The organism is Kitasatospora sp. NPDC049285, assembly GCF_040678815.1.
Classification (GTDB): domain Bacteria; phylum Actinomycetota; class Actinomycetes; order Streptomycetales; family Streptomycetaceae; genus Kitasatospora.
Window position 1 is genome coordinate 44,960 of the sequence record NZ_JBFAQR010000049.1, and the last position, 14,594, is coordinate 59,553.

Annotated in this window: 9 protein-coding genes and 1 pseudogene; 5 read left to right on the forward strand and 5 right to left on the reverse strand. The window is 75.6% G+C overall.

Translation table 11 applies throughout. The features are described from left to right. Window positions 1-2: 2 nt before the first annotated feature. The 3 genes from trmB to AB0K51_RS25985 all read right to left on the reverse strand — a co-directional run bounded on the left by trmB (window position 3) and on the right by AB0K51_RS25985 (window position 3,656). Complete coding sequence (gene trmB / locus AB0K51_RS25975) at window positions 3-833, reverse strand: tRNA (guanosine(46)-N7)-methyltransferase TrmB (protein ID WP_363459515.1); 831 nt, start codon at window positions 831-833, stop codon at window positions 3-5. Window positions 834-932: 99 nt separating this feature from the next. Further along, window positions 933-2,159, reverse strand: coding sequence for an L-2-hydroxyglutarate oxidase (gene lhgO, locus AB0K51_RS25980; protein WP_363459517.1), 1,227 nt, complete (start codon window positions 2,157-2,159; stop codon window positions 933-935). Window positions 2,160-2,237: 78 nt separating this feature from the next. After that, window positions 2,238-3,656, reverse strand: coding sequence for an MFS transporter (locus AB0K51_RS25985; protein ID WP_363459519.1), 1,419 nt, complete (start codon window positions 3,654-3,656; stop codon window positions 2,238-2,240). 663 nt (window positions 3,657-4,319) lie between these two features. On the opposite strand from AB0K51_RS25985, the gene AB0K51_RS25990 reads away from it, so the two are divergent. The 3 genes from AB0K51_RS25990 (at window position 4,320) to AB0K51_RS26000 (ending at window position 7,946) form a co-directional block, all read left to right on the forward strand. Continuing rightward, on the forward strand, window positions 4,320-6,443 hold the full coding sequence (locus tag AB0K51_RS25990; RefSeq protein ID WP_363459521.1) for an asparagine synthase-related protein: 2,124 nt from the start codon (window positions 4,320-4,322) through the stop codon (window positions 6,441-6,443). Between the two features lie 201 nt (window positions 6,444-6,644). Next, the gene (locus AB0K51_RS25995; RefSeq protein ID WP_363459531.1) at window positions 6,645-7,130 is read left to right on the forward strand and encodes a universal stress protein; all 486 of its coding nucleotides are present in this window, start codon (window positions 6,645-6,647) and stop codon (window positions 7,128-7,130) included. A gap of 120 nt (window positions 7,131-7,250) precedes the next feature. Continuing rightward, a complete protein-coding gene (locus AB0K51_RS26000; protein ID WP_363459523.1) occupies window positions 7,251-7,946 on the forward strand; it encodes a DsbA family oxidoreductase in 696 nt (231 codons plus the stop codon). Between the two features lie 6 nt (window positions 7,947-7,952). Here AB0K51_RS26000 and AB0K51_RS26005 read toward each other — a convergent pair whose 3' ends face one another. Together AB0K51_RS26005 and AB0K51_RS26010 are read right to left on the reverse strand one after the other, a co-directional pair. Beyond that, the gene (locus tag AB0K51_RS26005; RefSeq protein ID WP_363459524.1) at window positions 7,953-9,977 is read right to left on the reverse strand and encodes a sigma-70 family RNA polymerase sigma factor; all 2,025 of its coding nucleotides are present in this window, start codon (window positions 9,975-9,977) and stop codon (window positions 7,953-7,955) included. 290 nt (window positions 9,978-10,267) lie between these two features. Next, window positions 10,268-10,906, reverse strand: coding sequence for a helix-turn-helix domain-containing protein (locus AB0K51_RS26010; protein WP_363459532.1), 639 nt, complete (start codon window positions 10,904-10,906; stop codon window positions 10,268-10,270). Between the two features lie 515 nt (window positions 10,907-11,421). Between AB0K51_RS26010 and AB0K51_RS26015 the strand changes: the two genes are divergently transcribed. Next, window positions 11,422-12,762, forward strand: coding sequence for an FAD-dependent oxidoreductase (locus tag AB0K51_RS26015; RefSeq protein ID WP_363459534.1), 1,341 nt, complete (start codon window positions 11,422-11,424; stop codon window positions 12,760-12,762). 228 nt (window positions 12,763-12,990) lie between these two features. Further along, window positions 12,991-14,214, forward strand: a pseudogene (locus AB0K51_RS26020) (SpoIIE family protein phosphatase); the annotation flags it as partial. Window positions 14,215-14,594: the final 380 nt, after the last annotated feature.

A 14,594-nucleotide genomic window follows, 5' to 3' on the forward strand; every position in this document is an offset into this window, starting at 1 on the left:
GGTCAGCGGCGGCGGAACAGCAGGTCGTGCACGACGTGCCCCTTGGCCAGGCCGGTCCGCTCGAACTTGGTGACCGGGCGCCAGTCCGGCCGCGGCGCGTAGCCGGGGTGGCTGCCCTCGGGGTGCTCGGCGGGCTCCAGCCAGCCGGTGCCGTCGCCCTCGGGGTGGAGGTTCTCCAGTTCGGGTGAGTCCGACAGCACGGCCAGCATCTGCTCGGCGTACGGCTCCCAGTCGGTGGCGCAGTGCACCAGCGCGCCGGGGGCCAGGCGCGGCAGCACCAGGTCGAGGAAGGACTGCTGGATCAGCCGGCGCTTGTGGTGCTTGGGCTTCGGCCACGGGTCCGGGAAGTACACCCGCAGACCGGCCAGCGAGGCGTCGGGCAGCATGTCGCGGAGCAGGATCACCGCGTCGCCGGCCGCCAGGCGGACGTTGTCCGAGCCGTCGCGCTCCAGGAACTGCAGCAGGTTGCCGTGGCCGGGGGTGTGCACGTCGGCGGCGAGGATGCCCGCGGACGGGTCGGCGGCGGCCATCGCGGCGGTGGTGTCGCCCATCCCGAAGCCGATCTCCAGGGTCACCGGACGGCCGTCGAACATCGCGACCAGGTCCAGCGGCGTCCCGTCGATGGCGAAGCCGTACGCCTCCCAGCTGCGGTCCAGCGCACCGGCCTGGGCCTTGGTCATCCGGCCCCGGCGCGGCTGGAAGCTGCGGATCCGCTGCTCGCGGTGCTGGGCTTCGGTGGCCTTGTGCGGGTACATCGGCGCGGGGTACGCCGCCGGGGCGGCGGAGAGCCGGGCGGACGGGGTCAACTGGGAGCTGGGGGCGGTGGCAGTCACAATCGCACCAGTCTACGGGTCGGACTCCGGCCCCGGACCGGGTCGTGACAAGGCTTACAACCGGGCCGGGACCAGGTTCGCGGGCGGCCGCGCGGGGCCTCAGGCGAGTGCGGCGACCGCCCGCCGGGCGACCTCCCGGCCGATCGCCAGCGAGGCGGTCGCCGCGGGCGAGGGCGCGTTGAGGACGTGGACCACCCGGCGCGGGGAGCGCGGGTCGTCCGGGTCGAAGCCGGCGAAGGCGAAGTCGTCGAGCAGGGTGCCGTCCGCGGCGACGGCCTGGGCGCGGACGCCGGCCGCGGTGGGGACCAGGTCGGCCTCGGTGACGGCGGGCAGCAGGCGGCGGACGGCGGTGGTGAAGGCGCGCTTGGAGAGCGAGCGGTGGAGTTCGCCGATCTCGTAGCGCCAGTGCCGGCGGGCGATCCGCCAGGCGCCGGGGAAGCGGACCGTCTCCGCCAGGTCGCGCAGGCTGACGGTCCGCCAGTCGTAGCCCTCGCGGGCCAGCGCGGGCACCGCGTTGGGGCCGACGTGGACGTCGCCGTGGATGCCGCGGGTGAGGTGCACGCCGAGGAACGGGAACGCCGGGTCGGGCACCGGGTAGACCAGCCCGCGCACCAAGGTCCGCCGCTCGGGCGCCAGTTCGTAGTACTCGCCGCGGAACGGGACGATCCGCACGCCGGGGTCGTCGCCGGCCAGCCGGGCGATCCGGTCGCTGTGCAGTCCGGCGCAGTTCACCAGCACCGCGCAGCGCAGCTCGCCGCCGGAGGTCTGCACCGTCACCCCGTCCGCGCGCCGCGCGATGTCCAGCACCGAGGTGTTGAGGCGCAGTTCGGCGCCGCGTTCGGCGGCCAGCGCGGCGTAGCGGCGGGCCACCGCGGGGTAGTCGCAGATGCCGGTGGTGGCGAGGTGGAGTCCGGCGATGCCGGTGACCTCCGGTTCGTACGAGCGGATCCCGGCGGCGTCGAGTTCGTGCAGCGGGATGCCGTTGGCCCGGCCGCGTTCGGCGAGGGCGGCCAGGCGCGGGAGTTCGGCGGGGTCGGTGGCGACGATCAGCTTGCCGGTGACCTCGTACGGGATGCCCTGGTCGCGGCAGAACTCGACCATCTCGGCGGCGCCGCCGGTCGCGTAGCGGGCCTTGAGCGAACCGGGCCGGTAGTAGACGCCGCTGTGGATGACCCCGCTGTTGCGCCCGGTCTGGTGCGCGGCGAGCGCACCCTCCTTCTCCAGCACGGTCACCGACCGCCCGTGCCCGGCCCGGGTCAGTGCGTACGCCGTGGACAGCCCGACGATGCCACCGCCGACCACCAGCACCTCGACGTCGTGCTTCAACCCCGCACCCCGATCCTCCGCGACCCGACCCCCGCCCCGATGGTGCCACGGGCGGGTGGCGGGGGTACCGGGAAACGGTCAGGTGGAGGCCGTGAGCACCAGCCGTGCGCGTTCGGCGAGTTCCTTGACCCGCTGCTCGTTCTGGTAGGGCTCCAGGCGGCGCAGGAGCTCGACGACGTACTCGCGGCTGCGGTGGGAGGAGATCCGCCCGGCCACCTCGACGGCGCGCTCGCCCGCGGCCACCGCGGCGTCCAGGTCGCCCGCCTCGGCCTCGGCCATCGCGGAGACCACCAGCCGCAGGCCGTGCGAGCGGACGAAGCCCTCGGTCGGGCGGGCCAGCGCCTCGCGGGTGAACTGCCGGACCTTGGACGGGACTCCGAGGTCGCGGAAGCACTCGGCGGCGTCCGCGGCGAGCCGGTCGTAGGCGTAGAAGTCGATCCAGGTCGGGTCCTGGTCGCCGGGGCGGGCCCGGTCCAGGGCGGCCTCGGCGGCGGCCAGCGCGGTGCCGCAGGCGGCGGCGTTGCCGGCCTTGGCGTGCGCCCGGGCCTCCACCAGGTGGAAGAAGCTCATGGTGCGGGCGGTGGCCAGGCCCCGGTTGCGCTCCAGCGCGGCCTGCGCCAGGTCGACCGCCTCGTCCGGGAAGGACCGGTAGGACGCCTGCAGGCTCATCGAGGCCAGCACGTACCCGCCGAGCGGCACGTCGCCGGCCGCCCGGGCCAGCCGCAGGGCCTGGATGTAGTAGCGCTGGGCGGCCTCGTGCTGGCCGGTGTCGAACGCCATCCAGCCCGCCAGCCGGGTCAGTTCGGCGGTCGCACCGAACAGCGCCCGGCCGATCGCGTCGCTGTACGAGGCGAGCAGCAGCGGCGCGGCCTCCACCCGCAGGCACTCCGGCACCATCGAGGAACGCCAGTCCCCGCCGCCGTACTTGGAGTCCCAGCGGCGGGCCTCCTGGGCGGCCTCGCGGAGCTTGGCGGCGTCCGCGTGACCGACCCGGTAGCCGGACAGGTCGGGGACGGCCTCGCGGGCCACCGAGCCGTCGGCGGGGGTGATCAGCCAGCGGGAGACCGGGGTGGCGTACGCGGCCACCGAGAAGGTGCCGGCCAGGCTGTCGCTCCAGCGCCCGCCGCCGGGGCCGCGGCGCAGGTCCAGGTCGACCCGCCACAGCTCGGTGGCCGAGCGGACCGCCTCCGGCACCTCGCGCGGGAACTCCAGGCCGAGCTCCGGGGTCGGGTGCGAGTCGGCCAGGCCGATCTCCTCCAGCGGCACCGGCCGGCCCAGCTTGTTGCCGAGCGCGGTGGCGATCAGGTGCGGCACCGGGCGCTGCGGGACCATGCCCTTGGTCACCCAGCGGGCCACCGAGGTCTTGTCGTAACGAAGGGTCAGGCCGCGTTGCGCGCCCAGGTCGTTGACCCGGCGGGCAAGTCCGGCGTTGCTGATCTGGGCGAGCGCGAGGAGGGCGCCCAGCCGGTCGTTCGGCCCTCGTGAGCTGACGGTCATGGTGGCGGTGGCACCCCCTGGCGACGTCGTGCGCGGATGGCGGCGAGTGCGACGGCAGCAGCGCGCCACCGGACTGCTGCACCTAGCGTAGTCGTCCGCGTTCCGAGGGTTAAGAGGCCGCATTCCGGATGGCGGGAACGCGCACCCTGCACGGCGGGCGGCCGGATGCCCGCGCCGGGGTCCGCGGGCACCTGCCGGACGCGCGTGCTCCGGTCCCGTGCCCGCATGCGCCACCCGTGCTCCCTAGGCCGCAGCGGCAGGTCGGCGATTCGCTGGAGCCTGTGGATCGGCCCGCCGCCGAGGACCCGGCGGGCCGGGGGAAACGCTGCCTCAATCCCCGCGGGCAGCGGCGGGTCCGGGAGGGCATGCGGATGCCCTCCCGGACCGTGCGACGGCTTTCGGCCATCCGCGGCCGAGTGCGGACGTCCACGGACCGCCGCCCGAAGCCCACCGTCCGCGCCCGGAACGCGAGTTCCCGGCCGCGACGGGCGGCACCGCACGGCCCGGGCCCCGGAGGGGGGAGCCCGGTCCGGCAGCCCGTCCTGCCGGAAAGCCGGGCGCTCGATCGCCCCATCGGTGGCACGATGTCTCCTGACGGCGCGCCACACCGCGACGCCCGCACGGGCGTTCGGCGCGCGCTGCGGCACGTCAGGTGGAGGCGCGATGCGGTGGCTCACCGGCTGGAGCGGGCTGACCGCGGCCGACCCGGCCCTCGCTGCCGTCCGCCCCCTGGCCGCCACCCTGCTGTGGGGCGGCCCGAACCCGCTCTGGGCGGTCGGCGACTGGCGGCCCGACGAACTGCGCGTCGCCGTCCTGCGCCCCGGCGGTCCCGCCGCGGTCCGCGGCGGACTCGACCCGCACGACCCCGCCGACAACGCCGACCGCGACACCCCCGCCACCCTGCGCCTCGCCGTGGTCGGCCGCTGCGGCGCCACCGACCGGGAACTCGCCGACGGCATCGCCGCCGCCCGCGGCGGCGCGCTGCGCCACCTCACCCACTGGCCCGGCAGCTACACCGTGGTGCTGCGCGCCGGCACCCGCTCCACCGTGCTGCTCACCGACCTGGCCGGCGCCCAGCCCGTCTTCCACACCCCGTTCGCCGGCGGCACCGCGTACGCCACCGCCGCGCTCCCGCTCGCCGACCTGGTCGGCGCCCCCGTCGACGCCGCCCACCTGGCCGCCCGGCTGGCCACCCCCGAGACCCCGGAGACCCTCGGCGACCGCACCCCGTACCGGGGCGTCCGCCGGGTCCCGCCCGGCAGCGCGCTCGGCATCCGCGGCGGCCGCGCCGACCACACCTCCTACCTCGACGACCCCGCCGAACCGCGCGCCGAGGCCCCCGCGGTCCGCGAACTCACCCGCGCCCTGCTGGAAGCCGTCCGCTGCCGGGTCCGCGCCACCGCCCCCGCCGACCGGCCGCGGCTCGGCGTCGACCTCTCATACGGCACCTCGTCCGCCACCGTCGCCCTGCTCGCCGCCGCCGTCCCGCTGCCCGCGAGCCCGTCCGCGGACCGCACCGCCGCCGACCTCCCTACCCCGCGCAGCGGCGCGGTCAAGGGCTCCTGGACCCGCCGCCCCGACGACACCGCGGCCCCCGAGAGCCTCGCCGCCGTCACCCTCGGCGCCGCCGAAGGACTCGCCCTCGCCGTGCACGCCCCCCGGCTGCGGCACCTCGTCGTCCCCGACCGCCCGCCCTACGCCGGCCTCGGCGACCCGTCCGCGGCCGCGACGGAAGCCGGCTGGTACCCCGAGGCCGGACCGCTCACCGACGAACCCGGCCCGGCCCTGCTCGAAACGGCCCGGTACACCGCCGCCCACCGCGCCGGCGGCGCCGACCACCTCACCGGCCACGGCGCCCGCCAGGTCCTGGACGGCCACCCCGCCCGGCTCGCCGACCTGATCCGCTCCGGCCGCTCCCTCGACCTGCTGGCCCCCGTCGCCGCCCTGGCCGGCGCCGACCGCGCCACCGCCGGCGCCCTCACCGGCACCCTGCGCACCCCCGTCACCGTGCTGCGCGCCGCCCGCCGCCTCGCCCGGGCCCGCTACGCCGACGCCCTCGACGAACTCGCGCTGCGCCTGACGCTCCGTCACCCACCCGCCGAGCGCGCCACCGTCGGCGGCCACCTCGCCGCGGACCTCGCCTGGCACCTCCCCGGCCCCGCCGCCCACCTGCTCGCCGACGAACCGCTCGCCGCCCTCGCCCAGCACCTGCGCACCGCCGCCCGCGAACCCGCGCCCACCGAACCCCCCGGCGCCCGCCGCGCCCGCCTCGCCCTGCACCGGCACGCCGCCCACTTCCGCACCCTGGTGCACGCCACCGAGCAGCACGGGCAGCGGCTGCACGCGCCCTTCCTGGACAACCAGGTGGTCCGCGCCGCCCGCCTGCTCCCCGACGACGTGCGGCTGCACCCCGGTGCCCGGCACGCCCTGCTCGCCGCGGTGCTGGCCGGGACCGGCCGCGCCGACCTGCCCGCCGACTGGGGCCGCACCCCCGGCCCCGACCCGCACGCCCCCGCCCGCGCGGGCCTGCGCGCCGCCGCCCCGCAGCTCACCGAGCTGTTCGACCGGCCGCTGCTCGCGGACGCCGGACTGATCGACACCCCCGCCGTCCGCAAGGCCCTGGCGGCCGCCACCGACCCCGGCCACCGCCCCGCCCCGCCCGCCGTCCTGGCCGCCCTCGCCGACCTGGTCGCCACCGAACTCTGGCTCCGCCGCCTCGCCGCCCGCCGCCCCGGCTCCTCCTGGACCGGCCTCCCCACCCCCCGCCGCACCGCCCTTACCCCCTGAGGCCCCGTCACACCCATCGGCACCCACCGCGCGTGCTGCCCGCCGTCCGCGCAGTCCCGCCCGTTTGCCCTGCTCCCGCGCTTGTCTCCCCACGTAGAGCGTCGCGCGTGCTGCCCGCAGGGCTCCGCGCGTCCTCCCTTCGCCCCAGCCGGCGGCGGGTTACCGTCGCAACCCCGACCCCGGAGGACACCGGTGACCGAGATGCTTCCCGTGCGCAGTGATCCGCCCCCGCCCGGCGCAGCCGTCCTCGCGGCCTGCGACGGCTCCGACGCCTCGCTCTGGGCGCTCGACCGGGCGATGTCCGAGGCCGAGGCGTACCGCCTGCCGCTGCACGTGCTCGCGGTGGTCAACCCGTCGCCGACCGGCTACCCGCCGGGCATGGCGGAGCTGGTCCAGGAGAGCGTCGAGCGGCTGACCGAGTCGATGGCCGACGGCCTGCGCCGCGCGGTCGCCACCGTCCAGGCCGCCCGGCCGCGTCCGTACGGCGGCGAGCTCGGCCTGCACGTGGTGCTCGGCAACGTCATCGACGTGCTGCTGCAGGCCGCCACCGGCCGGCACACCCTGGTGCTGGGCACCCGCGGCAACGGCGGCTTCACGAGGCTGCTGCTCGGCTCGGTCTCCACCGCCGCCGTCCACCACGCGAGTTGCCCGGTGCTGGTGGTCCCGGCCCCCGCCGCGGCCACCTGACGGGCGGCTGAGCTGGAATGACTCCGGATCGTTGAGCGTTCACCTTCCTGTCGAAGGCCGCCCGGGCCGCGACCGAGGCCGCCCGGCCGCCGAGAACCACCGACAGGAGCCCGCCCACCCATGAAGGTCGAAATCTACTCGGACATCGCCTGCCCCTGGTGCTACGTCGGCAAGCGCCGGTTCGAGCAGGCGCTCGCCCGCTTCGAGGGCAAGGACGGCGTCGAGGTGGTCTTCCGCCCGTACCAGCTGGTCCCCGACGCGCCCGAGCAGGCCCGGCCGCACCGCGAGTGGCTCGCCGAGCGCTACGGCCCGCAGTCCGTCGCCATGGACGACCGGATCACCGAGCTCGGCCGGACCCTCGGTATCGACTACGACTTCGACGCCGCGCTGGAGGTCAACACCCTCACCGCGCACCGCCTGCTGCACCTCGCCGAGACCGAGTACGGCGCGACCGTCCAGGCGGAGCTCAAGGAGCGCCTGCTCAAGGCCCACTTCACCGACGGCCTGAACGTCGGCGACCCCGCCGTGCTCGCCGACCTGGCCGCCGAGGTCGGCGTCGACCGCGACCGCGCCGCCGCGTACCTCGCGGGCGGCGAGGGCGTCGCCGAGGTCCGCGCCCGGCTCGACGAGGCCCGGCAGCTCGGCATCTCCGCCGTCCCCACCTTCGTCTTCGAGGGCCAGTGGGCCGTGCAGGGCGGCCAGGAGGCCGAGACCTTCCTCCAGGTGCTGCGCCAGGTCGAGGCCGAGACCGCCAAGAAGATCACCCAGCTCGCCCCGGCCGGCGAGGCCTGCGCGGACGACAGCTGCGCGATCTGACGGTCCTCAGCAGGTGAGTCGGGCCTGCGCCCAGTCCGCGACGTCGATCACCTGGACGGTCCCCCGGGTCGGCGTGACGACCAGTCGGACGGTCCGCTGCCCGGTCAGCGCGACGTGCGCCCGGACCGGCTTGTCCCAGGGCCCGAGCTCGCCGGATGACCACAGCACCTGACCGCCGTCGCCCTGGACCGAGAAGACCACCCGGCCCAGCGTGACGTCGAGGTCGTCCAGCCCGGCGACGGCGTCGAAGGCCGTGCAGGAGCGGTTCAGGTCGATGGTCACCCGGGAGGGGATCGGCACCGCCAGCACGTGCGTGTAGTACGTGCCGCGCATCCACGCCCCGTCGCGCTGGGCCACCCGGCCGCCGCCGCGGATCGTCGGCTGCTCGGCCGACTCGCGGTGTCCGCGGTTCAACGGCAGGTCGTCCAGCCAGAACTGGCTGGGCGTCGGCGGCGGCTTCGGCGGGTCCGGGGTCGGGACGACCGGCGGCGTCGGCGTCGGCACGACCGGCGGGTCCGGCACCACCGGGCGCTCGACCACCGGCGGCGTCGGCGTCGGGGTGATCGCCCGCACCGGCGGACGGCTCGGCGTCGGGGACGGCGTGGGAGTGGGAGTGGGCGTCGGGGACGGCGTCGGGCTCGGCGAGGGCTCCGGCACCGAGGGCGACGGCGAGGGCGTCGGCGCCGGCGGGGCGGGCGACTCGGGCGCCGCCGACGGCGGCGGCGCGGCGACCGGCGGCTTGGGCGCCGGCGAACCGGTCAGCGCGAACGCCGCCACCGCCGCCGCGACCACCGCGATCGCCGCCGAGATCCCCGCCTTGGCCGCGGTCCCCAGCCCCTCCGCGGCCGCCGCCCCGGCGCCACCGCCGGACGATCCGGCCGCGCCGCCCGCCGACCCGGCCGCCGCCGCGGTACCCGCACCGCCGGTGGTCCCCGCCGCCGACGAACCCGCGACCGCCGCGCCGCCCGCCACCGCACCGGTCGCCGCCACCCCGGCGCCGACCGCGGCCGCCGCGGCGGAGAAGTACCCGGCACCGACCCAGAGCAGCGCTCCGCCGGGCAGCACCGCCCGCAGACCGTGGTTGATGTCGGCGAGCTCCAGGTACGCGGCGGTGCACCGGGTGCAGTCCTGGACGTGCCGCCCGACCTCCGCCGACGCGCGCTTGCGCAGCGAGCCGCGGGCGTAGGCGCCGAGCCGGTTGGCGTACCCGGCGCACGCGGTGTCCTGACTGCCCGACACATGGGCCTGCAGGAAGCCGGCGGCGAGCCGGTCACGCGCCCGGTGGGCCTGGACGGCCGTGGCGTTGGCGGTCTTGCCCAGCATCACCGCGACGGTCTTCGGCGACTCCCGTTCGACCTCGGTGTGCCAGAGCACCACCCGGTCGTCCTCCGGGAGTTCGGCGTACGCGCGCATCACCATGCGCTGGTCGGCCAGCGCCATCGCCCAGGCGTCGGCGCCCGGGTCGGCCAGGTCGAACTCGACGGTGGCGGCGGAGACTTCGGCGAAGGTGGAGAAGTCGTCCACCAGCTGCTCGCGCCGGTCGGAGCGGGCCCAGGCGGCCGCCACGTTGCGGACCGCGGTCAACAGGTAGGCGCGGACGGCGAACTCGGGTCCCTTGCCGGCCTTCAGCGCCTGCAGGGTACGGGCGAACACCTCGCCGGCCAGGTCCTCGGCGGTGAAGCTGTCCCGGCAACAGGTCCGCGCGTAGCGCCGGACGGCGTCGGCGTGCCGACGGTAGATCTCCTCGTAGGCGGCGTCGTCGCCGGCCCGCACCCGGGCCGTCAACTCGGCGTCGGAAGCCGGACGTTCACCGTCGACGGGATCGGCGGGGGCGGGAACGGTGACGCGCACCGGGCGGTCCTCTCCGACGAAGGCCTCCGGGGTCACCCCGCCGCGTCCGGCGGCGGCCTGGCCCGGGACCCGGCCGCTGAGCGACTCACGGGCCGGGCTGCCGCCCTGGTCCGGTACCTGGCCGGGCGTCTCCAGGCCGGATCCGAACTCCCCGGCGTCGAGCGGCTCTTCGGGGATCACCGGAGACCGTCCAGGGCCCGTCCGGCGCACGCCGCAGGCCGCCCCTCGGAGTCGACGGCGGTCACGGTGCGCAACGGGACAATGGCTCCAACCACGGGCAAAGAATGGCATAGCGGAGCCACCACCGGTAGCCGCCCCGGCCCCGACCCACTCTTCCGGGCCGCCGCTCGCGGACTTGTTCGGACCGTCCCTCGACAAGGCGTTCGGACCGTCACCCACCCGGCGTGCGAGACGCGGTGCCGCCGCCACCGCGTCCACACCGGCCGTCGTCCGGTCGAACCGAGCGCCCGTCAGACCGCCCGCAGGCCCTGCAGCAGGATCTGCAGCAGCCGGTTGCCGGCCGCCCCTTCCGCGACGCCGTCCTGCGCCGCCGGCACGGCAGTCGTCGCGTGCACCGGAACGGCCGCGGTGAGCACCAGCACCACGTCGGCCACCGTCACCCCCGGACGCAGCTCGCCGGCCGCCCCCGCCCGCGCCACCAGCGCCGCCAGCAGGTGCAGCAGCAGCCGCGGATCGGCGCTCTGCTCACCCTCGGCCTGCACCGACGCGACGTTCAGCGCCCGCAGTTCGGCGCCGCGCTGCTCCGGGACCCGACCGATCTCCTCGGCGTACCGGAACGCCTCCGGCGGCAGCAGCCGGCCCGCGCCGGACGCCACCGCCCGCTGCAGGAAGCCCGCCAGCGCGTCCCACGGACCGGTCAGGCCGCCGTACAGCGACTCCCGGGCCTGCGCGGTCAGCCAGGACACCTCCTCGGCGGCGATCCGCTGCACCAGCACCTCCTTGCTCGGGAAGCGCCGGTACACCGTGCCGACGCCGACCCCGGCCCGCCGGGCGACCTCCTCCATCGGAGCGCCGTAGCCGAGTTCACCGAACACCTCGCGGGCGGCCCGCAAGACGCTCTCCAGATTCCGCCGGGCGTCCACCCGCAGGCGCGAACCGGAACCCCGGCCGCCCTCCGCCGGACGCTCCGGGCGGGGAAAGGCGTACCGCTCCCGCTCACCCGGCCCGCGTTGCTCGGGCACCACGTCCACCGCGGTCCTTCCGAACGCCGTTACCGGCAAACGCCCCGCCACCTGATCCTGCTCCGACATGCCAACCTCCCCCGAGGCACCCCGTCCCGGGTACCCGAACGGTTACTGCGCCCCTGGCACGCGCTGCCGACACCGGCCATCGTCCGACGTCCGCGCACTACCCTTCCCCGGATGGCTGCCGGGCAGTCCGCGCCGATGCCACCAGGCCCCAGGCATGGACCGGCACCATCGGCGGTCCGAAGCACAATCCGACCATAGTTCAAGGAAGTTCGCCGCAGAAGTGGACCCTCCACCGGAACGGTTCGGACCGATCCCGCCCGGAGTGTGGACAAGAACCCGTCCGGGGGTGCGTCATAGGGGGAACGTGAAGCGGGTCACAGCCCGAGGCCGGCCGGAGGTGCCCCATTCGAGTCCTGATCATCGGCGGCGGCTGCGCCGGACTGACCGCCGCCCTACGCCTGCAACACCTGCTGCGCGCACAGTTGAGGGACGAGCAGGTCGAGATCACGGTGGTCGAACCGCAGCCGTACCTCACCTTCCAGCCGCTGCTGGCCGAGGTCGCGGCCGGCTCCATCGACCCCCGCCACGTGGTGGTCCCGCTGCGCACCGCGCTGCCCGACTGCCGGGTGCTCACCGCCCGGGTCACCAAGATCGACCACGCCACCCGCCGCGCCTGGGTGGACGCCGCCCCGCGCGGCGAACTCCGGCTGCCCACCGAACTCCCGTACGACATCCTGGTGATGGCCCCCGGCTCGGTCTCCCGCACGGCCCCCGTCCCCGGCCTCGCGGAGCACGGCATGGGCTTCGCCACCGTCGGCGAGGCGGTCGCCCTGCGCAACCACGTCCTCGAACAGCTCGACCTCGCCTCCTCCACCCGCGACCCCGAACTCCGCCACGCGGCGCTCACCTTCGTCTTCGTCGGAGCCGGCTACGCGGGCGTCGGCGCCCTCGCCGAACTCGAGGACATGGCCCGCTACGCCGCCAAGGGCTACCACAACCTCGCGCCCGAGGACCTGCGCTGGATCCTGGTCGAGGCCACCGACCGGATCCTCACCGAGGAGACCCCCGAACTCGCCGCCCACACCCTGGCCGAACTGCGCGAACGCAACATCGACGTCCGGCTCGGCACCACCCTGGAATCCGCTGCCGACCGGCTGATGGTGCTCTCCGACGGCAGTCGCTTCGCCGCCCGCACCCTGGTCTGGACGGCCGGCATCCGCCCCGCGCCGGTGCTCTCCCTCACCGACCTCCCGCTCGACGCCGCCGGCCGGATCCGCTGCCTGCCCACCCTGCGCATCGCCGGCCCCGACGGCACCCCCCTGCCCGACGCCTGGGCCGCCGGCGACTGCGCCGCCGTCCCCGACCAACACGGCGAACCCTGCACCCCCAACGCCCAACACGCCCTCGCCCAAGCCAAGTTGCTCGCCGAGAACCTGGCCGCCGAGCTGGCCGGCCACCCGCTGGCCGGTTATCGTCCCGACCGCCCGGCCTGTTCGACCTCGCTCGGCCTGCGCCGCGCGGTGGCCCACACCCGCCGCGGCACCAGGCTCACCGGCCGCCGCGCCTGGTGGCTGCACCGGGCCCGGCAACTCCGGCGCCTGCCCAGTGCCGACCGCCGGGTCCGGGTGCTGATGGACTGGCTGTTCGGCGGACTCTTCCACCGCGAGGTGGTCTCGATCGGCGCCATCGAGCATCCGCGCGCCGAGTTCGAGTCCGGCTTCGAGTCCGACCTCACCGGCGGACCCGGCACCTGATCCGCCGATCCCCACGCGCACGTGCTGGCAGGTGAGGCGCGCCCCCGGCGTGCGCCCCCGAAACGCGCCGTTCCGGGGGCTCGACTTCCGGAATCACACCGGAGCCTGACAGGATCGACCCCACCGGACCATCACGGCGTGTACCACACCGCGCACACATCGTGATGATCACACCGCATCCCGTCTCACCGAGGACCACCCCCACCCGTACCGAGGAAGCGGCCGACGTTGAACCTCATGCGCTGGAGCGCCCGGCTCGCCGGAGCCGCATGGCGGACCGCTCCCACCACCGCGGACGAACCCGTCACGGTCCCCGGCCAGCGCGACCCCGGCACCCCCGCCGCCGAACCCCGTGACCCCGACCTCCGCTACGACCTCCGCGACGTCGTCCGCCGGCTGCCCGCCCCGATCGCCCTCACCCACGGCCCGCAGCACCTGCTCGGCTACGCCAACCAGGCCTACCGCGAGTTGTTCGGCGCCCGCACCACCGGCCGCCCCGCGGCCGAAGCGCTCCCCGAACTCACCGCCCTCGGCGTGCTCCCGCTGCTCGACCAGGTCCTGCGCAGCGGCCGCCCGCGCAGCGTGAAGTCCCGCTGCATCCTCGGCCTCGGAGGCAACCGGTACTACAACATCGCCTGCGTCCCGCTCGGCCCCGACGAACACGCCGCCGCCACCGGCGTCCTCATCTTCGCCACCGAGGTCACCGACCAGGTCCAGGCCGCCGGCCGCCTCCGCGAAGCCGAACGCCGCCAACGCGAAGCCGCCGTCACCCTCCAGCACAGCCTGCTCCCGCAGAAACTCGAACAGCCTGCCGACCTCCGCGTCGCCGCCACCTACCAACCCGGCGGCACCGACGCCGCCGTCGGCGGCGACTGGTACGACGTCATCGGCCTCGGCGGCGGCCGCACCGCCCTCGTCATCGGCGACGTGATGGGCCGCGGCCTGCGCGCCGCCGCCGTCATGGGCCAGCTCCGCACCGCCGTCCGCGCCTACGCCCGCCTCGACCTCCCCCCGCACGAGGTGATGACCCTCCTCGACGGCCTCGCCATGGAGATCGACGCCAACCAGATCGCCACCTGCACCTACGCCGTCTGGGACCCCGCCACCACCACCCTCGTCTACGCCTCCGCCGGCCACCTCCCCCTCCTCCTGCGCAGCCCCGACGGCACCGTCCTGCGCGGCGAGGAACAGAACGGCCCACCCCTCGGCACCGGCGGCGCCGGCCACCTGTCCCACACCCTCCGCCTCCTCCCCGGCACCACCGGCGTCCTCTACACCGACGGCCTGGTCGAACGCCGCGAGGAGGACATCGACCAGGGCCTCGACCTCCTCGCCCACACCCTCACCGGCCCCGTCGGCACCCCCGACACCGTCTGCGCCCGCCTCCTGCGCGCCCTCGGCGTCTCCGCCGAGCACGACGACGACGTCGCGGTACTGGTCTTCCAGGTGCCACTTGAACCCGGGCCCACAGGTGTGTAAAGTTCTTCGAGTTGCCCGACAGGGAGCACCGGACACGTGTCGACGTGGACGGTCCCGGGGTGGCCAATCCCTGAGAACCACCAGCTGATCCGTACCGGGTCGCGTCTTTTCGCGTCTCCGTTCGTATTTGCTGCGCGCTTTTTCGGAGATTGCGGCCGATTCGCTTTTCGGAGCGGGGATCGGCTAGAGTTTGAAACGTCGGACGGGCCGTCAGGTCGCAGAAGACGAAAGCGAGTCGGGAAAGAGCACAAGCTCGGATCTGATAAGCTGGGAACACGAAAGAACGAAGCGCCCGGAGGGTCGGTCGGAAGGCCGCCTGAAGGAAGTGTCCGTTCCTTGAGAACTCAACAGCG

Excerpts from the sequence above, each read along its gene's own strand:
- AB0K51_RS25985 (WP_363459519.1), bottom strand. The coding sequence starts at position 3,656 with ATGACCGTCAGCTCACGAGGGCCGAACGACCGGCTGGGCGCCCTCCTC.
- AB0K51_RS25990 (WP_363459521.1), top strand. The coding sequence starts at position 4,320 with ATGCGGTGGCTCACCGGCTGGAGCGGGCTGACCGCGGCCGACCCGGCC.
- AB0K51_RS25995 (WP_363459531.1), top strand. The coding sequence starts at position 6,645 with ATGCTTCCCGTGCGCAGTGATCCGCCCCCGCCCGGCGCAGCCGTCCTC.
- AB0K51_RS26000 (WP_363459523.1), top strand. The coding sequence starts at position 7,251 with ATGAAGGTCGAAATCTACTCGGACATCGCCTGCCCCTGGTGCTACGTC.